Genomic DNA, 18,817 nt, shown 5'->3' with positions numbered 1-18,817 from the left:
TTCGGAGGCATTGCACATGAAGATGAAGATCGGTTCTATACTGCTGTCCATGGCCGTTGTCATCGGTCATGCGGGCGGCGCCCTGGCCGGCGAGCTGTCGGTGGACGATGTGCAGGCGCGCATCGACACCGCCACGCCGGAGGAGCCCGCGGATTTCTCCGGCCGCGATCTCAGCCGGCTGGACCTGTCCGGACTCGATCTGTCCGGCGCCAATCTCGCCGGTGCGGATCTGACCAACGCACGCCTGGAGGACACGCGGTTGTCCGGCGCGAATCTGAGCGGCGCCAACCTCAACGGCACCTGGCTGATCGGGGCGGATTTCTCCAACGCCGATCTTAGCGGCGCGCAGCTGTTCGGGCCGGTGGTGGCCCAGGGGCTGGAGGCCTCGCGGGAGCAGTCGCCGCTGTTCGCCGGAGCCGACTTCAGCGGCGCCCGGGTGATCGCGCGTCTGTCGATGGGCGACGCGCACGGCGCGGATTTCTCGAATGCCCGGCTGGACGCGGACATGAAGAACCAGTCGATGGGGTTGATGCGCTTCGAGGCCGAGAACGCGGATCTGTCGAACGCGAACTTCGCCGGCGCGCATCTCAGCCATGCGCTGCTGCGTTTCGCCAATCTCCGACAGGCGGACTTCACGAACGCCGATATCCGCGACGCGGAGTTCGACGGGGCCGATCTGAGCGGGGCGCGGTTCGCCGGCGCCCGGGCCGAGGGCGCGCGTTTCGCCGGCGCGACGCTGACCGGCGCCACCGGCATTGACACCGCCGACGGCATGGTCGTGGCGCAGTGAATCGCGCCGCGGCTGCGCGCGCCGCGCGCGGCGACTTGCTATAGTCGCGCGCTGATCGGCCGTACCACTGCCGCGGGGCCATGCGTTACTGGGAAGACTTCGAGCCGGGTCGCGTCGAGACCTTCGGCGCCTATACCGTCACCGAGGACGAGATCGTCGCCTTCGGCCGCGCCTATGATCCGCTGCCATTCCACGTCGACCCCGAAGCCGCGGCCGACGGTCCGTACGGCGGCCTGACCGCGCCCGGCCTGCTGACCTGCGCGATCTTCATGCGCATTCTCGTTGACAACGTCCTGTCGCAGTCGGCCTCGATGGGGTCGCCGGGCGTGGACTCGGTACGCTGGCCGCGGCCGGTGTTCGCCGGCGACACGCTCTCGGTGCGGCAGGAGACGGTGGAGGCGCGCGTACTCAACAGTCGACCCGAGCTGGGGCTGGTCAAGAATCGTTTCACCGTGCTCAACCAGGACGGCGAGGCCGTGGCCGAACTGGCCTCGAACGCGCTGTTTCGCCGCCGCACGGCCCCGGCATGATCCACTACGAAGACATGCAGCCGGGTGACGTCGCCGACCTGGGCCCGACCGAGGCGATCACCGCTGAGGCGATCGTCGCCTTTGCCGAACGCTACGATCCGCAGCCGTTCCATCTCAGCGACGCGGGTGCCGCGGATACCTATTTCGAGACGCTGGCGGCATCGGGCTGGCACACGGCCGCGCTGACGATGAAGCTGCTGATGACCGGCCGCGACGAACCGCTGGCCAGCCTCGGCTCGCCGGGTTTCGACGATCTGCGCTGGCACCGCCCCGTGCACGTCGGCGACCGGCTGTCGGTGCGCTGCACGGTCACCGACAAGCGGGTGTCGAAGTCGCGCCCGGAGATGGGCCTCGTGCATTTCGCGGTCGAGACGCGTAACCAGGACGAGGTCACCGTGATGAGCTATCGCACCGTGTCCATGCTTGCGCGGCGCGAGGCCGGCTGAGGCGAGCGGTCGTCGCTAGCGCGCCGCCGCGCGCTGTTCGCTCTCGGCCGCGGGCAGGGCGCAGGCGCGGTGGTCGTCGGCGATCCGGCGCAGGGCCACGCACACGCCGTGGACCACCAGGGCGGGCTGTTCGAGCTGGATGTAGTGGCCGCTCTCGCCGGCCACGATATGCACCGCCTGCGGGTGGCGGGCCACGAATTCGCGCTGCAGACGCCGCCAGAGCGCTTCCGAGCGTCCGCGCCGGCTGTCCGGGTCGGCGATCGGCGCGCCGCGGCTGAGCACCACCAGCGGCAGATCGGGCAGCGTGGCGGCGGCGACCTCGCGCTCGCTGGCGCGAAAGCCGCGCCATTCGCTGTACACCGTGCGCATGGCGGCGGGGTTGGTGATCTGGGCCCGTGCCCGCTCCGCCGCGGCGGGCGGCAGATTCGAGGGAATCTGCGGCGTGAGCGTGAACACGGTGTTGTCGCGCGGGGCGATGAGCACGCCGAGCTCGCGCTCGTAGCGCTCGATTTCGTCGACCTGACTGCTGTCGACGAGCACCAGCGCGGCGACGTCGTCCGGGTTGCGCGCGGCGAACAGCTGCATGTTCCAGCCGCCGAAGGAATGCCCGACCGGCAGCCAGGGCGGCTCGATGTCGGCGCGCGCGAGCAGCGTTTCCAGTTCGTCGACGATGGTCGCGCTGGTGCGCGGCGGCGGGCCGAGCTCGCTGTCGCCGTAGCCGGCCCGGTCGTAGCGGCACACCCGCGTCATCGTCGCCAGCTCCGGCATCACGCGGGTCCACACCAGCGAACTGTCGCCCAGGCCGGCGTCGAGGATCACGGTCGGCTCGCCGTGACCGGCGCAGGCGATGTGCATGGTGCGGCCGTCGATGCGCAGCCATCGGCTGTCGCCGGCGGCAGGCTCCGCCGGAGCGTGGGTCATGGCAGCGATCAGCGCACAGGCCAGCGCCGCCTCGAGCAGGCGGCGGATGCGTCCGGATCCCCACAGTCGGTCCATGCGGAGGCCCCCGTGCGATCGGCCTGTAGCACACCCATGGAGTGTACGCCAGCCGCCGGCGGTGGATGCAGCCGCGCCGAAGCGAGGCGGCGCGGTGCTACTGGCGGTGTCCCTCGCCGAGGTAGTCGCTCGAACTCATCTCGTGCAGGCGGCTGGCGGTGCGCTCGAATTCGAAGGTCAGCCGGGTGCCGGCGTAGAGATCGTCGGGGCGCGCCTGGGCGGTGCAGAACAGTTTGACGCGGCGGTCGTAGAATTCGTCCACGGCGTTGATGAAGCGCCGGGCGGCGTTGTTGTCGTCGTCGTCGAACACCGGCACGCCGGAGAGCATGACGGTGTGGAACTCGCGCGCCAGCTCGATGTAGTCGTTGGCCGAACGGTTGCCGCGGCACAGATCCTCGAAGTCGAACCAGGCGACGCCGTCGGTGCGCCGGCGGACCGGGATCTTGCGTCCGAGCACCTCGACGTTGCCGCCGGTGGCGGTCGCGCCCGTGGCCAGCCGCTCGAAGTGGCGGTCGAGCACCGCATCGGCCGCCTCGCCGGGCGGCGTCTGGTAGGTCGCCGAGGCCTCGATGTGATCGAGCCGGTAGTCGGTGCCGTCGGCCAGGTGCAGGACCTCGCAATGCTGCTTGATGCCCTCGATGGCGGGCATGAAGCGCTCGCGCTGCAGACCGCCGGCGTAGAGATCGTCCGGGGCGATGTTGGAGGTCGTCACCAGCGTCACGCCGCGCTTGAACAGGGCCTCGGTCAGGCGCGCCAGGATCATGGCGTCGGCCACGTCGGAGACGAAGAACTCGTCGAAGCAGAGCACGCGGTCGGCCGACCATTCCTTGGCGATCAGCTTGAGCGGATCCGACTGGTTGGCGTAGCGCTTGCGCGCTTCGTGAACCTTGGCCATGAAGCGGTGGAAATGCAGCCGGCTCTTCTCCTCGAAGGGCAGCGACTCGTAGAAGCAGTCCATCAGCCAGGTCTTGCCGCGGCCGACACCGCCCCAGAGATAGAGGCCGGTAACCGGCTGCCGGCGGCTGCGGCCGAACAGGCTGCGCTGGGTCGGATGGGCGACCAGTTCGTCGTGAATGCGCTGGAGCGCGTCGACGGCCTGCGCCTGCGCGGGATCGCGGACGAGCTCGCCGCGCGCGACCTCGGCCTCGTAGCGCGCGCGCGGGCCGTCGGGGCTGGCTGCACCGTCTGCTGACATGGAGAATCTCGCGTGGAAATACCCCTCAGTATACGCTCGCGCCATGGCCGCCATCGACGCACTGCCGGAGCCCATCGCGGGCGAGATCGAACGCTTTCTCGACGGCCTGTGGGCCGAGCGCGGCCTGTCCGACGCGACGCTGGCGGCCTATCGCAACGACCTCGCGCGGCTGGCGGGCTGGCTCGTGGCGCAGGGCTATGACAGCCTGCTCGCGGCCGGCCGGGGCGATCTGCAGGCCTATCTCGCCGCCCGCAACACGCCGGGCTCGAGTCCGCGCAGCGCCGCGCGGCTGCTGTCGAGCCTGCGCCAGTTCTATCGCTACCAGCGCCGCGCCGGCGCCATCGATACCGACCCCACCGCGCTGATCCCCAGTCCCGCGCAGGGGCGGCGGCTGCCGACCACGCTCACCGAGGCCGATGTCGAGGCGCTGCTGGCCGCGCCGGCGACCGATACCGATCTCGGCCTGCGCGACCGCGCCATGCTGGAGCTGATGTATGCCGCCGGCCTGCGCGTGTCCGAGCTGGTCGGGGCGAGCCGCGCGCAGGTCAATCTGCGCCAGGGCGTGGTCCGGGTGACGGGCAAGGGCGGGCGCGAGCGGCTGGTGCCGATCGGCGAAGCCGCGGTCGACTGGATCGAGCGTTACCTGCGCCAGGCGCGGCCGCAGCTGTTGGACACGGCCCGCTCGGACGCCCTGTTCGTGACCGGCCGCGGGGGCGGCATGACGCGCCAGAACGTCTGGCACCGCATCCGCCGCCACGCCGCGAGCGCCGGCATCCGCGCCGACGTCTCGCCGCACGGTCTGCGGCACGCCTTCGCCACCCACCTGCTCAACCATGGCGCGGATCTGCGCGCGGTGCAGATGCTGCTGGGGCACGCCGATCTGTCGACCACGCAGATCTACACCCACGTCGCCCGGGCGCGGCTCGCCGCGCTGCACGCGTCGCATCATCCGCGAGGCTGAGGCATGGCCCGTAACATCGAGATCAAGGCGGCGGTGGCCGATGTCCGTGCCCTGCATCGGCGCGCCGCGGAATGCGCCGGATCCGCTGGCACCGTCATCGACCAGGACGACACCTTCTTCGCCTGTGCCCACGGTCGCCTGAAGCTGCGCGCCTTCGGCGACGGCACTGGCGAACTCATCGCCTACGAGCGCCCGGACGCCGCGGGACCGACGCTGTCGCACTACCGCCGCACGCCCACGACCGCGCCGGCCGCGCTGCGGGCCACGCTCGCCGAGGCTCTCGGTACGGCCGGCCGGGTGGTCAAGCGGCGCACGCTCTATTGGGTCGGGCGCACGCGCGTGCATGTCGATGCCGTGGCGGGGATCGGCGACTTCATGGAACTGGAGGTGGTTCTGGCCGAGGGCGATACCGCCGCCGACGGCGAGCGCGAAGCCGAAGCGCTCATGGCCGCGTCAGGGTCTATTGGCGTTTCGTACGAGCGCAGCGTTGGAGACCGCAAATCGTGTTCGGCAAGGCGCGAGCCGCCGGCTCTGGGCGTGCCACGACCCAGGCTCGCAACGCAGCCGGGCGCCCCTAGTCGATTTTTTATGGGCGACCCAACCCGAAGGGACAAGCGCCCGGAAATAAACAACACGACGGCAATCCAGCGTTGTAGCGCGCTGGTGCAGAATGACTGCACGTCGCGCACTACGCCTCGTCTTGCCGCCAAACAGCGCTTGGCGCGGACTCGTAAGAAACGTCAACAGCCCCTCGGGCCTGGCCGACGAGCCGCGCATCGACTGCGCCTACGTCGGCCTGCCCGCGCGGCGGGGCTGAGGGGGGGCTCAGCGTTCGAGCAGCTCCTTCTTGTTGGGCTTGTCGGCCCATTCGTCGGCGTCCGCGGGCGCGTCCTTGATCTCGGTGATCACCGGCCACTTCGCCGCGAGTTCGGCGTTGAGCTCGAGGAACTCGGCCTGGTCCTCGGGCAGGTCGTCCTCGGAGACGATGGCCTCGACCGGGCACTCGGGCTCGCAGAGGGTGCAGTCGATGCACTCCTCCGGGTCGATCGCCAGGAAGTTCGGGCCTTCATGGAAGCAATCGACCGGGCAGACCTCGACGCAGTCGGTGTATTTGCACTTGATGCAGTTTTCGGTGACGACGAAGGTCATCGCTGACGGCCTCGTAAGCAAGCTTTCGTTAGCCGCCTAGTCTAACACCCGCCGTCGTGCCCGGTCGGTTCGCGGTCGAGCGCCATGGCCCGCCAGTCCGCAGCGCCCAGGGACTCCACGTGCAGACTGAAGTGCCCGCGGGCGCGGTCCGCGAAGTAGCGTTCCAGCGTGCGGTGGATGGTGGGAAAGGCCAGCTGCGGCCAGTCGATCTCGTCTTCGCGCTGGAGGGTCACGTAGGCGCTCTCCGGGCCCGCGGCGAAGTGCTCGCCGACCAGTCGCGCGCGATAGAAGATGTGCACCTGACCGATGTGGGTGACGTCGAGCATGGCGAACAGCTCGACGTCGGCGACCTCGGCGCAGGCTTCCTCGCGGGTCTCGCGCGCCGCGCCATCGGGCGTGGTTTCGCCGAGTTCCAGAAAGCCGGCCGGCAGGGTCCAGAAGCCGAGCCGCGGCTCGATCGCGCGCCGGCACATGAGGATCGCGCCCTCGTGCTCGACGATGCAGCCGACCACGTTGCGCGGATTCTCGTAGAAGATGTCGCCGGTCGCGGTGCAGACGGCGCGCTCGCGGTCGTCGCCGGTCGGGATGCGGTACTCGACGGGGGCACCGCAGTCGGGGCAGAAGCGCATGGCCTTGGGCATCCGCACAGGTTAGCAGACCACGAACGGCGCGCCGGGCTTGCTATGCTTTCGGCACGACGCTTGCAAGCCTTGAAAATCCATGAATCCGGTCATCAACGAGAAGCATCCGGCCATGAGCGATACCGACCAGGCCGAGCACGATCAGGCCCTGCGGGCGCAGGTCCGGGCTGCCGGGGCGCTGCTCGGCGACGTCCTGCGCGCCCAGGCCACCGACGGCGTGTTCGACACCGTGGAGACCCTGCGCCGGGGCTACATCGACCTGCGCGAGGCCGAGGATCCCGAGCGGCGCGCCGAGCTGCAGCGGCTGGTGGAGTCGCTGCCGCCGGAGACCATGACCGAGGTCACCCGCGCCTTCGCGATCTACTTCAATCTGGCCAACCTGCTCGAGGAGCTGCACGCCCACCGCACGCGGCGGGCGCTGGCCGAGCGGGACAGTCCACAGTGGGTCGGGTCGTTCAACCGCAGCATCGGCGCGCTGGCCGAGGCCGGGCTGGATCGCGAGGCGGTGCTCGAGCGGCTGGCGCCGCTGTCGTTCGTGCCGGTGTTCACCGCGCACCCGACCGAGGCCAAGCCGCGGGCGGTGCTGGACGCGCTGCGGCGTCTGTTCGAGTGGTTCCACGAGCTGTCCTTCGGTCAGCCGGACGACGCCCGCCGGGCCGCGATCGAAGAGCACATCCGCCAGAACATCCAGGTGCTCTGGAAGACCGAGGAGGTGCGCGGCTCGCGGCCGACGGTGGCCGACGAGATCCGCAACGGGCTGTACTACTTCCGCGCCTCGCTGTTCGAGGCGGTGCCGCGGATCTATCGCAATCTGGAGCGGGCCCTGGCCAACCACTACGGCGACGGCCCCGAGCCGCCGCCGGTGCTGACGTTCGGCTCCTGGATCGGCGGCGACCGCGACGGCAATCCGTACGTGACCGCGCGCGAGACCCGCTACGCCCTGCGCATGCAGGCGCGCGAGGTGCTCTCCGAGTATCTACGCCGGATCGACACGCTGGCCAGCCGGCTGTCGTTCTCGGCGCGCTGGTGCACGCCCAGCGATGAATTCTGGGAACGGCTGGAGGCCGAGGAGCGCCTGATCGCCGCACACACCGGCGCCCGCGCCGAGCGCTTCGCCGCCGAGCCCTATCGCCGCAAGCTCTATCTCATGCGTCAGCGCATCGCCGCGATGGTGGATCAGCTCCAGACCGAGCTGCGCCTGCGCGCCGAACGCAGCGAACGCAGCGCGCTGGCCTATCCCGACGCGGCGGCGCTGCTCGACGAGATCCGGGTCATGCGCGAGTCGCTGATCGGCCACGGCGACCGCTCGATCGCGGACGACGGCATCAAGGATCTTCAGCGTCTGGTCGAGACGTTCGGCTTCCATCTCGCCCGGCTGGATCTGCGCGAGGAATCCACCCGCCACACCGAGTGCGTGGACGAGCTCCTGCGCGGGCTCGGCGTCGCCGACGACTACGCCGAGCGCGACGACGACGCGCGGGTGGCGCTGCTCACCGCCGAACTCGAGCGCGAGCGGGCGCCGCGCATCGACCGGGTGGACGTTTCCGGCCCGGTCTCGGACACGCTGGCCAGCCTCGCGGTGGTGCGCGAGTTCTCGCGCACGCTCGGCACGGACGTGTTCGGCAGCTATGTCATCTCCATGACCCACAGCGTGTCCGACGTGCTCGCCCTGCTGTGGCTGATGCGCGTGACCGGCGTCTACGAGCCCGGTCAGGAGACCCCGCCGCCCCTGGCGATCGCACCGCTGTTCGAGACCGTGGCCGATCTGGAACACATCGAGCCGGTGCTCGACGCGCTGCTCGCGCATCCGGCCTACCGCGATTTCCTCGCCGCGGGGACGCGCATGCGCCAGGAGGTCATGCTCGGCTACTCGGACTCCTGCAAGGACGGCGGCATCATGACCTCGCGCTGGCAGCTCTACCGTGCCCAGCAGCTGGCGGTCGCGGTCTGCGAGCGTCACGACGCCGATTGCGTGCTGTTCCACGGCCGCGGCGGCACCGTCGGCCGCGGCGGCGGGCCGACCCATCAGGCGATCGTCTCGCAGCCGCCGAACACGGTGCGCTCGCACATCAAGTTCACCGAGCAGGGCGAGATGATCTTCGCCAAATACAGCAACAAGGAGACCGCGGTCCACGAATTGACGCTCGGCATCACCGGCACGCTCGAGGCCAGCGGGCCGCAGACCGCCGACGCCGATCATTCGGAGGTGGCAGGACAGCTCGCCGATGCCGGCGAGCGCCGTTACCGGACACTCACCGAACGGACCGACGGCTTCTTCGACTACTTCCAGTCGGCCACGCCCACCGCCGAGATCAGCGCGTTGAACATCGGCTCGCGGCCGGGCTCGCGGCCGGCCTCCGGCACGCCCAGCAAGGATTCGATCCGGGCGATCTCCTGGGTGTTCGCCTGGGCGCAGTCGCGCCATACGCTGCCGGGCTGGCTCGGCATGGGCGCAGCACTCTCGGAGTCGGGCGTGGACGTCGAGACGCTGCGCTGGCTCTATCGCGAATGGCCGTATTTCGCGACCATCGTCGACAGCGTGCAGATGTCGCTGGCCAAGGCCGACATGCGCATCGCCGCGACCTATGCCGCGCTGGCGGGCCCGCATCAGTCGGTGTTCGACGCCATCCGGGCCGAATACGAGCGCGCGGTCGACGGCGTGCTCGCGATCACGGGCGAAGCCGACCTGCTGGACGACGACACCGTGCTCAAGCGCTCGCTCGACCGGCGGCGGCCGTATCTGGACCCGCTCAACCACATCCAGATCGTGGCGCTCAAGCGCTATCGCGAGGCCGGCGACCGCGTCTGGCTGGACCCGGTTCTGCGCTCGATCAACGCCATCGCGGCGGGCATGCGCAATACGGGCTGAGGCTTGGTGGAAGAAGCGATGCGACGAATCGGCTGAAACGGCGGAGTCGGTGCGCGTTGGCCGCGTCCCCGGGTGGGCTCAGCGGCAAGGCGCCGGCCGGCGCTGAGTCGGCCCGGCGCGCGCTGTTATCCTTGGCCGCATCAATCGAACAGCAAGGACGTATTCATGGCCGCCAACGACATGCCGGAAATCCAGATCGACGCCGACAATATGTACCGGGAGGAATCCTTCTCGGACCTGAAGGTCGGCAGCATCCGCAAGCTGATCCCGGTCACCCGCGAGGGCGAGGACGACAGCTCGCGCGATGTCCGTTACGAAGGCTCGGCCAGCCTGATGACGCCGGCCGGCAACCTGCCGCTGTCGTTCGAACTCGAGGCGGACAACCTCTCGGATGCGATCGACAAGTTCCCCGACGCCGTGAACGCCGCCGCCGAGCGCGCGATCGAGGAACTCAAGGAGATGCAGCGCCAGCAGAGCCAGCAGATCCAGGTGCCGGGCCAGGGCGGCTACGGTCAGGGTGGCGGCCAGGGCGGTGGCCAGATTCAGCTCTAACCGGTCGACGGGCCCGGCAACCGCGCCGGGCCGCCGATTCCCGGTTCGCTTGGGTCGAGGCGTCGCGCGGTGCTGCGTCGACAATGCCGGGCACTGTCCGGGACGCGGTCCGTCCGGCGCTCGGCCAGTCGCGTGACACGGCGGGTGTCGGGCGACGGCGCCATGCGCCCAGCCATCGCAGGCACGAATCGCGTGACGACCGTTCGCCCCGGGGGCGTGGTCATCGCTCAGCTTGTCGATATGTCTGCGAACGCCGCCTTGGGCATCGCACATCGTGTTCTTCAACGCGCGAGTCGCCCATCGTGGCGCGCCTTAATCGGGACTTGTGGCGCTAGAGGCCGCAGGGTGAATGGGTCGCAGGCGGCCCGATCTGTCGGGCCGAGTCCCATCGAGTCGATAACGTGCGTCGATCCGGCGTGGCCGCGCACTTGCGCCGCGTCTTGCCGTCAATCAGCGCCTGGTGTGGCTCGCATGACGCGTCGGCGTGCCCTGGTTGCTAGTTATCAACTCGGCATGAAAATACGTTCATGCCGAGTTGATAAAGCGAGCATGCGCTAGCGTGCTCGCCGCGGCCATCGGCCGCGAAGTGCTTGAAAATAGCTGATGATTCAGCTGTTTTGGCGCCGGGTTAATAGTCGGGCTCAGTAGTGCGGCGGCGGCTCGTCGTCGCCCTCGGGCCGCGCGCCGGCGTCTGCGAGGGCGGTCACGCGCGCTTCCAGCTCCCGGCAGCGTTCCTGCAGCGCCTCGATCTCGCGCGATTGGGCGTAGATCACGTCTCCGAGCCGCTCGATGGCCTGTTCCTGATAGGCCAGCCGGATCTCCAGCGACTCCTGTGTGTCGTCACTCATGTTCGGCCGCCCTCGATGAGGCCGAGTTGATCGGCGAGCGTGGCGCGCAGGGCGCTGATCTCGGTGCCCGCGTAATCCCGGTGCGTCGTCAGATGGCCCCAGACCGGTTTCGGCCAGCAGGGGTCGTGGTGATGGCGTGCGATGACGTGAATATGCATCTGGCGCACTTCGTTGCCGAGTGTGGCCACATTGAGCTTGTCGGCCCGGAAATGCGCCATGACCGCAGCCGACAGCGCCCGGATCTGGCCGCTGATGCGCGCGTGTTCGGCATCGTCCAGCGCGTGCCAGTCGACCGCTGCGGTCTCGGGGACCAGGATCAGCCAGCCCACGGCGGCGTTGCGGTTGAGCAGTACCGCCGCGTGGTCGATCCGGCCGAGGACGTGGCAGTCGCGCAGCAGGGTGTCGTCGATGGTCATCAGCGCCTCGCAGTGGTGCGGCGCGTAGTGTAATGCACCGTCGGCGGCACGCGCCGCCGACGGGTCTTGCGCCCGCTCCAGCGTGCGGGCGGCTTTGGGCGTGGTTGTGTCCGTTGCAAGCGCGGTGGCCGCCGCCTCGCGCGCGGAGCCGTACGTGGGTGCCGGTGTGGCTGGAACGACCCGAATGCCGCGTCGAGCCCGTGGATCGACCGGACCCCGGCGCCAGCCGGGCCGAGCGCAAAAAAAAACCGGCCGCAGCGTCCGCTGCGGCCGGTTTGGTTCCACGCGTCGCGATCGACTACTTATCGAGCTTGTCGCGCATCTTGTCCTTGGCCTGGCCCACCTTGTCCTGGGCCTTGCCCTTGTTCTTCTGGGCCTTGCCTTCGGCCTCCTTGTCCTCGTCGCCGGTCAGCTTGCCGACGCCCTCCTTGATGGAGCCCTTGACCTTGTCGGCGGTGCCCGCCTTGCGATCTTCATCAACCATGTCGAATCTCCGTTGAGTGCGCGTCAGGCCGTCGTCGCTCCTGCATGGAGCGTACGGCCCGCGCGTAACATCCTGTATACACCGAAATTGCTCTGCCCTGCCATCGCAAGCCGACGGTAGCGCGTTAATTGCTGGCGCGCAATTCGGTTGAATACGTCGGGTGTCCGGCGACACGGGCGGCTCGGACAGAGCGCGCGCCGGCGGCGCTGCGGCCGCCCAACGGGGCTCGACGCCCGTTCCAATGCGCTTGGCCGCGCTGTCGCGGCCCGCGCGATGCTTGTGGCCACCGCGGCCGGTCGCCTTGAACGTCTCGGCGCGGCCAGCGTCGGGCCGGGCGGCGGCCGCGCATCGTGACGGAGTCCGATGCGACGTGGCTCGACGTGTTTTCTCGCGGTCGTCCGCACGATCGATTGCCGGATACGCCCATGGCCGAAACGCGACAGAAAAAGGCCGGAATCCGAAAGACCGCGCCCTCCGCTCGGGATAAACACTAGGAGCGGTGGTCGACGCCGCGTCGATCAGCGCCAGCGGATGGAGCGGGCGTCGGTAGAGGAGCCGGCGGGCGCCTGGCGCGAGTGAGCCTTGGTACAAAACGATTAATAAGAGGTATCGGCATGAGGAGCATCAGGGGAGCGGGGACGGCGCGATGGCGACGCGTGGTGTGCGCCATCGGCTGCGCGCTGGCGCTGGGCGGCTGCAGCGACGACAACGACGTCGATGTGGCCGATGGGGACGGCGCCGATGGCGCTTCACGCACGGCGATCGTGGAGACCGCGAATGGCCCGGTGCAGGGCCTCATCGCCGACGGGGTAAGTCAGTTTCTGGGTATTCCGTTCGCCGCCTCGCCGGTGGGCGATCTGCGCTGGCGGCCACCGGAAAGTCCCGAGTCATGGACCGAAACCCTGGAGACGACTGCCTACGGCGACTTCTGCGCCCAGACCAACACGCTGGGTGTGTTCGCCTCGCCGAGCGCGAGCGAGGATTGCCTGTACCTCAACGTCTTCGCCCCACGGGACATGGATCCGGAGGCGGAGTTGCCGGTCATGGTCTGGATCTACGGTGGAGCGCTGTTCGCCGGCGAGAGCGACGATTACGACGGCAGCAAGCTGGTGGCGCAGGGCGACGTCGTGGTCGTGACCTTCAACTATCGCCTGAACGTCTTCGGGTTCCTGTCGCATCCGGCCCTCGATGACCGTGGTCAGGCGGTCAGCAACTACGGCTTGATGGATCAGCAGTTCGCCTTCCGATGGGTCAAGGACAACATCGCGGCCTTCGGCGGCGATCCGGATAACGTCACCATCTTCGGCGAGTCCGCGGGTGGCCGCAGCGTGCTGGCACATCTCGTCTCGCCGGCGGCGAGCGGCCTGTTCGAGCGCGCGATCATCCAGAGTGGCGCCGGTCTGCCGACCACGGATCTGGCGAGCGCGGAGGCCGAGGGCGTGGCCTTCGCCGAACAAGTGGGCTGCCAGAGCGATGCACCCGAGCAGACGACGCAGTGTCTGCGCGCGCTGTCAGTCGAGGAGATCCAGTCGATGGCGCTCGGCTATCAGAGCCGCCAGATCCTGCCGCTCGATGGCACGATCCTGACGCAGACGCTCGATCAGGCGCTGACCTCCGGCGACTTCAACCAGGTCCCGATCGTCTCCGGCACCAACAAGGACGAGAACACGCTGTTCATCGGTCTGGCCGAGCTCAACAGTGGCAGCGCGCTGACCGCGGATGAATACACGTCCCAGATCGAAAGCCGCTACGGCGACGATGCGGAGCAGGTGCTCGCGGCCTATCCGCTGACCGAGTACGACACGCCCGGAGCGGCATCGTCGGCGGTGACCACCGACAGCGACTATGTCTGTCCGGCGCTCGAGGAGGCGCGCCGGTTCTCGCAGTACGTGCCGCTGTACGCCTACGAGTTCATCGATCGCACGGCGCCGGCGTATGCGCCGCCCGTATCCTTCGATTACGGGGCATATCACACCAGCGAAATCCAGTATCTGTTCCCGCTCTACGCCGGCGGTCAGGGCACGCCGCAGGCACTCGACGATGCCCAGCAGGCGTTGTCCGACGACATGGTCGGCTACTGGACGCGTTTCGCCGACGTCGCGGATCCCAACAGCGACGGCACTCCGGATTGGCCGGCCTATGCCGGCGACGCGCCGCAGTACCAGTCGCTGGAGCTGCCGGAGCCGGTGACCCGCGACATTGCCGATCTCGCGGCTGCGCACTACTGCGATCTCTGGGACGCGCTGGCGGCGAACTAGCGCGACATCGCACTGCCGCGTGATCCGGAGCGTGCAATCGGCTGCGCCGGCTGCCCGGGTACGGGCGGCGCGGCTTGCGCGGTGCGCGGCAGTACGTCTTACCACAACACAAAAAGGGGAGATCCCATGAAGAGGAAGACAGGAATGATCCGCACGGCGTCGCCGTGGCTGACGGCGCTGCTGCTCGCAGGCGCGCTCGTGGGCTGCAGCGACGACGACGATAGCGATGCCGATATCGCCGACGGCGGCGACGGCGCCGATCGCACGGCGGTCATCGAGACGACGGCCGGCCCGGTCCGGGGCCGGGTCGAGAGTGACGTCGACGCGTTTCTGGGCATTCCCTATGCTGCCCCGCCGGTCGGCGAGCTGCGCTGGCGGCCGCCGGAGAGCCCCGACGCGTGGACGGATACGCTCGATGCCGTGGCCTTCGGCAACACCTGCGCCCAGACGCTGACGCTCGGCGTTTTCGCCGCGCCCAGCCAGGACGAGGACTGTCTGTTCCTGAACGTGTTCGCGCCGGCGGATCGGGCCGACGGCGCCGCGCTTCCGGTCATCGTGTGGATGCACGGCGGCGCGATCCTCGCTGGCGGGGGTAACGACTACGACGGAACCAAGCTGGCCCGCGACGGCGACGTGATCGTGGTCACGATCAACAATCGCATGAACGTGTTCGGTTTCCTCGCCCTGCCGGGTCTGGATTCCGACGATGAGCCATTCGGCAATTATGGCTTCATGGATCAGCAGTTCGCCTTCGAGTGGGTGCGCGACAACATCCCTGCCTTCGGCGGCGACCCCGACAACGTGACCCTGTCCGGCGAGTCGGCCGGCGGCAAGAGCGTCTGGGTCCATCTGTCGTCGCCGACCGCGGCCGGTCTGTTCGATCGCGCGATCATCCAGAGCGGGGCGGGGCCGGCGACCGTCGATCGCGCCACCGCGGAGGCCGATGCGCTCGCGCTGGCTGAGGCGACCGACTGCGACAGCGACGACGCCGCGCAGACTGTGGCCTGTCTGAGAAGCCTGTCGGTGGCGGAGATTCAGGCCGCGGGCTCGTTCGGAGGCAATCCCGTGATCGACGGCACGCTCATCACGCAGCCGCTGCTGGCCGCCTTTCAGTCCGGCGACTTCAATCAGGTTCCCGTCATCGGCGGTGCCACCCGCGACGAGAACCGGTTCTTCGTCGCGGTCAACGAGACTAGCAGCGGGCAGGCGGTGACGGCGGAGCAGTACCGGGGCCAGATCGAGAGCGGCTACGGCGACCGTGCCTCGGACGTGCTCGATGCCTATCCTCTGGACGCCTACGACTCGCCGAGCCTGGCGCTGTCGGCGGTGCAGACCGACTCCGGCATCGTCTGCCCGGGGCTGCAGCTCGACCGGGCCCTGGCGCAGCATGTGCCGGTCTATATCTACGAATTCGCCGATCGCACCGCACCGGTCTACGCGCCGCCGGTTTCCTTTGATTACGGCGCCTACCATACGGGCGAGATTCAGTATCTGTTCCCACTGTTTCGCGGTGCCACCGGGACGGCGAAGCCGCTCAACGAGGCCCAGGCGGCGCTGTCCGACGACATGGTCAGCTATTGGACGGCGTTTGCCGCGACCGCGGATCCGAATTCGTCGGCCACGCCGGATTGGCCGGCCTACAGCGAGGATTCGCCCCGCTATCAGTCGCTGGAGCTGCCGGAGCCGGTCACGCGTGACGTCTCCGAACTGTCGGACGATCACCACTGTGATCTCTGGGCCGCCGTGAACGGCTGAGACGGGACAGCGAGGCGGCACCACGGCCCGGTGGCGATAGGCGCCATCGGGCTCGCTGCCACGCCCGCAATCATCGGTCTGGTTTCGAGCCGTTTTGCAGTCGGTACTGGCGCGGTGTCACGCCGGTCGCCCGGCGAAACAGGTCCGTGAAATAACTCTGGCTACCGAAGCCTGCAGCCAGGGCCACGTCGCAGATGGCCGCCGAGCCGTCGCTGAGCAGGGCGCGGGCGCGGTCCAGTCGCAGTTCGCGAACGTACTGATGCGGCGACGCGCCGAATGTCGCCCGGAACAGGCGAGTGAAATGACGTGGGCTGAGCCCGGCGACAGCGGCCAGTTCCAGTATGCTGATTCCGCATGCCAGGTTGGCCTGAATGAACTCGCGGACACGCGCGCGCTGGCGTCCGGACAGCGTGCTGGACACGCTGTCCGCGGCGTGCCGAATGCCGTAGCGACCCATCACATAACTGGCCAGGGCCAGCGAGAGATGCTCGGAATGGAGTCGTCCGGCCGGACGCCGGTGCCGGAGATCGTGTGCCAGAGCCAGGATCAGGCGTGCCAGGCCCGGGTCTCGCACGTTGTGCAGCGGCTCCACATCGGCCGTGGTCGGCGAATCCCGACCCTGCGTCAGCGGGTGGACCAGAGGACCGCCTACCTCGACCAGCAGCATGCGGAAACCGCCGATCGGGCGGATTGTCGCGAGTTCGAAACCTGCGGGATAGATGAAGATGCTGCCGCGACCGATGTTGAACCGACGGCTGGCCAGTCCGGCCCGGTACGAGGTCGTGAAGCCATCGTTGACGATCAACGACACATGCATCCGGGGCCACTCGGCGTGTGTCACCACGGGCGGTGGGGCGTAGCTGCGCTCGTCCTCGAGTCGAAAGGCGTCACATGCCGGAAGCTCGGCGTCACCGGTGTCCAGTGCATTGTCACCCCAGGGCCAGGCGACCAGGCCTCGACCACTCAGGATGCGTAAACGATCCATGACCGCGTTCTCCTCCGCAGCGCCGAATCGATCCTACGCCGGCGGTAGACGATGGCCAGCGTACATCGCGCGAGATCATATTGCGCGCGCTATAAAGCGAACCGCTGTGACGAGCGCGAACTCACCGCGATCGGAGGGAAAATCGCGCCGACGGGGTGTGATGAGAGCGTTCATGAGCCCGTGGCGACAGGTGCCGCCGAGGCTTCGGCCTGGAGTTGGCGACTCATGGTGCCCGGGGTGGGACTCGAACCCACACTCTGTCGCCAGAATCGGATTTTGAGTCCGACGCGTCTACCAGTTCCGCCACCCGGGCCGGTGTGCGTCGCGCAGTATACGCGGCCTGCCCGGGACGACCAATGATCGCTTTCAGTAGGTGTCGAGGATCGCTTCCATGTCGGTCTGGTAGGCGGTGACCGTCTGACGATAGGTCAGCGCGGGATTGTCGGCGGTACCGTTGATGATGAAGGCGAAAGCGCCGAAGCCGCCGTCGGCGAGACGGAAGTAACCGGCCAGCGAGCGTACGGTGACCGGCTCGCTGAGGGTGCCGGTCTTGGCCGTCAGCCGGGTGAGCCAGTCGAAATTGCCCTGCTTGAGTGTGCGCGAGGGCGCGGACAGCGGCACCGGCAGGCTGCCGTAGAACGCCGGGAACAGTGCGTTCTGACGATACATATAGGCCAGCAGCGCCACGACGTCGCGAGCGGAGAGTTCGTTCGAGACCGCCAGGCCGCTGCCGCTGTCGAAGATCGGCCCGCGCCCACCGGCGTGATCCGGGTAGATCCGGCTCGTGGCGCGATCGGCCAGAGCCTCCAGCGACTGGGCCGCCAGCGGCAGCGTCAGCGGCCGGTTGTACTGGCTGTCCGCTGCCAGATCGAGAGTGAGCGTGTCGGCCATGTAGTTGTTGGAATAGGCCATCATCGGAATCAGTTGCTCGGCGAGCGTATCGCTGTCGATGCGGGCCAGCGGCTCGGCGTCGCGGCCGGCCTGTTCCTGCACACGCACGTCGCCGGCGACCTCGATCCCGGCGTCGGCGAGCATTGCCGCCAGCACGCGCGCGGTTTCGCCCGCCGGGCCGGTGACGGCGCGGTGTACTTCATACGGCCCCCCGCCGGCCGGCAGCTCGCCGCGCAGGTGCAGCGTGGAGCGTCCGTCGTCGTAGGTTCGCCATGCCTTCATGTGAGCCCGCGTATCCGGGCCGCCGGTGGTCACGCGATTGTCGATGTCGTAGCCGGACAGGCGGTCCGGATGGAGGACGACGCGCGTGGGCGCGTCGGCGCGGGACCCGGCGTAGACGCTGGCATGGACGGTGGCGAAGTTCACGCCGGCCGAGGACAGGGGGGCGCTGTAGGCGTGCCAGGCGCCGCTGCGGGCGTCGCAGCGGTCCTTGGTCAGGCACGGCACGCGGCCGAACAGGCTGTCGTCGATCACCAGGTCGCCGGCGACGCGGCGCACGCCCCGCCCCTGCAGACGGCCGATCAACGACCAGAGGCCGGCATTGTCCAGCGCCGGGTCGCCGCCGCCGACGAAGACGAGATCACCTTCGAGTACGCCCTCGGTCAGACTGGCCTCGCTGACGAAGCGGGTGCTGAAGCGGTGGTCGGGGCCGAACTGTTCCAGCGCCGCCGCGGCCGCATAGAGCTTGCTTACCGAAGCCGGCGTCAGGCGCCGATCCGGGTTGAGCCGGGCGATCGGCTGCATGTCGTCCAGGCGCACGACCAGCGCGCTGACGTCGGCCTGTTGAGACAGCGAGCGTAGCGAGGACAGTCTCTCCGCGGCCAGTCCCGCACTCACCGGCGCGAGCAGGCAGGCAACGGCGAGCAGTGCGACGACGCCTCGCCGGGCGACGCTTCGGGCAGTGGACATGGGGGCGCGCGGGCAGTGGGGCATCGGCCGCAGTGTATGTATCGGCCGTCGCGGACTCAATTGCTCTGCGTCGACGCCGGCG

The 18,817-nt window shown here is 68.8% G+C and carries 17 protein-coding genes, 1 tRNA gene and 1 pseudogene; 9 read left to right on the top strand and 10 right to left on the bottom strand.

Translation table 11 applies throughout. The annotated features are described in order from the left end of the window. Nucleotides 1-16 precede the first annotated feature (16 nt). The 3 genes from SAHL_RS03835 to SAHL_RS03825 all read left to right on the top strand — a co-directional run bounded on the left by SAHL_RS03835 (nucleotide 17) and on the right by SAHL_RS03825 (nucleotide 1,766). Nucleotides 17-790: a pentapeptide repeat-containing protein gene (locus SAHL_RS03835; protein ID WP_184947291.1), complete on the top strand. Its 774-nt coding sequence runs from the start codon at nucleotides 17-19 to the stop codon at nucleotides 788-790. Nucleotides 791-870: 80 nt separating this feature from the next. Further along, nucleotides 871-1,320, top strand: a complete 450-nt coding sequence (locus SAHL_RS03830; RefSeq protein ID WP_123590076.1) for a MaoC family dehydratase — start codon at nucleotides 871-873, stop codon at nucleotides 1,318-1,320. Further along, a complete protein-coding gene (locus tag SAHL_RS03825) occupies nucleotides 1,317-1,766 on the top strand; it encodes a MaoC family dehydratase (RefSeq protein ID WP_123590075.1) in 450 nt (149 codons plus the stop codon). The genes SAHL_RS03830 and SAHL_RS03825 overlap by 4 nt, the downstream gene beginning before the upstream one ends. Before the next feature lie 15 nt (nucleotides 1,767-1,781). Here SAHL_RS03825 and SAHL_RS03820 read toward each other — a convergent pair whose 3' ends face one another. Further along, the gene (locus SAHL_RS03820) at nucleotides 1,782-2,762 is read right to left on the bottom strand and encodes an alpha/beta fold hydrolase (RefSeq protein ID WP_123590074.1); all 981 of its coding nucleotides are present in this window, start codon (nucleotides 2,760-2,762) and stop codon (nucleotides 1,782-1,784) included. A gap of 97 nt (nucleotides 2,763-2,859) precedes the next feature. After that, nucleotides 2,860-3,957 (bottom strand): cell division protein ZapE, encoded by a 1,098-nt coding sequence (gene zapE, locus SAHL_RS03815; protein ID WP_123590073.1) that lies wholly within the window; start codon nucleotides 3,955-3,957, stop codon nucleotides 2,860-2,862. Nucleotides 3,958-4,000: 43 nt separating this feature from the next. Between zapE and xerD the strand changes: the two genes are divergently transcribed. After that, on the top strand, nucleotides 4,001-4,918 hold the full coding sequence (xerD, locus tag SAHL_RS03810) for a site-specific tyrosine recombinase XerD (protein WP_123590072.1): 918 nt from the start codon (nucleotides 4,001-4,003) through the stop codon (nucleotides 4,916-4,918). Nucleotides 4,919-4,921: 3 nt separating this feature from the next. Then, nucleotides 4,922-5,377, top strand: a pseudogene (locus SAHL_RS18140) (class IV adenylate cyclase); the annotation flags it as partial. Nucleotides 5,378-5,743: 366 nt separating this feature from the next. Here the strand turns inward: SAHL_RS18140 and fdxA are convergent. After that, entirely contained in the window at nucleotides 5,744-6,067 is a 324-nt protein-coding gene (gene fdxA / locus SAHL_RS03800) for a ferredoxin FdxA (protein WP_123590071.1), read from the bottom strand. A gap of 41 nt (nucleotides 6,068-6,108) precedes the next feature. Beyond that, a complete protein-coding gene (locus SAHL_RS03795; RefSeq protein ID WP_123590093.1) occupies nucleotides 6,109-6,696 on the bottom strand; it encodes a zinc ribbon domain-containing protein in 588 nt (195 codons plus the stop codon). 124 nt (nucleotides 6,697-6,820) lie between these two features. Between SAHL_RS03795 and ppc the strand changes: the two genes are divergently transcribed. Both ppc and SAHL_RS03785 read left to right on the top strand, forming a co-directional pair. Beyond that, complete coding sequence (gene ppc, locus SAHL_RS03790; protein WP_184947288.1) at nucleotides 6,821-9,577, top strand: phosphoenolpyruvate carboxylase; 2,757 nt, start codon at nucleotides 6,821-6,823, stop codon at nucleotides 9,575-9,577. A 165-nt stretch (nucleotides 9,578-9,742) separates the two neighbouring features. Beyond that, complete coding sequence (locus tag SAHL_RS03785; RefSeq protein WP_123590069.1) at nucleotides 9,743-10,129, top strand: hypothetical protein; 387 nt, start codon at nucleotides 9,743-9,745, stop codon at nucleotides 10,127-10,129. A 641-nt stretch (nucleotides 10,130-10,770) separates the two neighbouring features. Here the strand turns inward: SAHL_RS03785 and SAHL_RS03780 are convergent. The 3 genes from SAHL_RS03780 to SAHL_RS03770 form a co-directional block, all read right to left on the bottom strand. Beyond that, on the bottom strand, nucleotides 10,771-10,977 hold the full coding sequence (locus tag SAHL_RS03780) for a SlyX family protein (protein ID WP_123590068.1): 207 nt from the start codon (nucleotides 10,975-10,977) through the stop codon (nucleotides 10,771-10,773). Further along, nucleotides 10,974-11,393, bottom strand: coding sequence for an HIT domain-containing protein (locus tag SAHL_RS03775; RefSeq protein ID WP_123590067.1), 420 nt, complete (start codon nucleotides 11,391-11,393; stop codon nucleotides 10,974-10,976). The genes SAHL_RS03780 and SAHL_RS03775 overlap by 4 nt, the downstream gene beginning before the upstream one ends. Before the next feature lie 298 nt (nucleotides 11,394-11,691). Beyond that, complete coding sequence (locus tag SAHL_RS03770; protein ID WP_123590066.1) at nucleotides 11,692-11,877, bottom strand: CsbD family protein; 186 nt, start codon at nucleotides 11,875-11,877, stop codon at nucleotides 11,692-11,694. Between the two features lie 656 nt (nucleotides 11,878-12,533). Here SAHL_RS03770 and SAHL_RS03765 point away from each other — a divergent pair. Then, on the top strand, nucleotides 12,534-14,135 hold the full coding sequence (locus SAHL_RS03765; protein WP_184947285.1) for a carboxylesterase/lipase family protein: 1,602 nt from the start codon (nucleotides 12,534-12,536) through the stop codon (nucleotides 14,133-14,135). 126 nt (nucleotides 14,136-14,261) lie between these two features. After that, nucleotides 14,262-15,890, top strand: a complete 1,629-nt coding sequence (locus SAHL_RS03760) for a carboxylesterase/lipase family protein (protein WP_123590064.1) — start codon at nucleotides 14,262-14,264, stop codon at nucleotides 15,888-15,890. A gap of 70 nt (nucleotides 15,891-15,960) precedes the next feature. Here the strand turns inward: SAHL_RS03760 and SAHL_RS03755 are convergent, their stop codons facing one another. The 3 genes from SAHL_RS03755 to dacB form a co-directional block, all read right to left on the bottom strand. Next, nucleotides 15,961-16,875 (bottom strand): helix-turn-helix domain-containing protein, encoded by a 915-nt coding sequence (locus SAHL_RS03755; RefSeq protein WP_123590063.1) that lies wholly within the window; start codon nucleotides 16,873-16,875, stop codon nucleotides 15,961-15,963. Between the two features lie 226 nt (nucleotides 16,876-17,101). Beyond that, nucleotides 17,102-17,188 (bottom strand) — tRNA-Leu (locus SAHL_RS03750). Nucleotides 17,189-17,241: 53 nt separating this feature from the next. After that, nucleotides 17,242-18,735: a D-alanyl-D-alanine carboxypeptidase/D-alanyl-D-alanine endopeptidase gene (dacB, locus tag SAHL_RS03745; protein ID WP_184947282.1), complete on the bottom strand. Its 1,494-nt coding sequence runs from the start codon at nucleotides 18,733-18,735 to the stop codon at nucleotides 17,242-17,244. Nucleotides 18,736-18,817 lie beyond the last annotated feature (82 nt).

The organism is Salinisphaera orenii subsp. halophila YIM 95161, assembly GCF_003732545.1.
Classification (GTDB): domain Bacteria; phylum Pseudomonadota; class Gammaproteobacteria; order Nevskiales; family Salinisphaeraceae; genus Salinisphaera; species Salinisphaera orenii_A.
The sequence above is the reverse complement of the archived record's forward strand: the minus strand, read 5'-3'. Positions and strand labels throughout refer to the sequence as shown.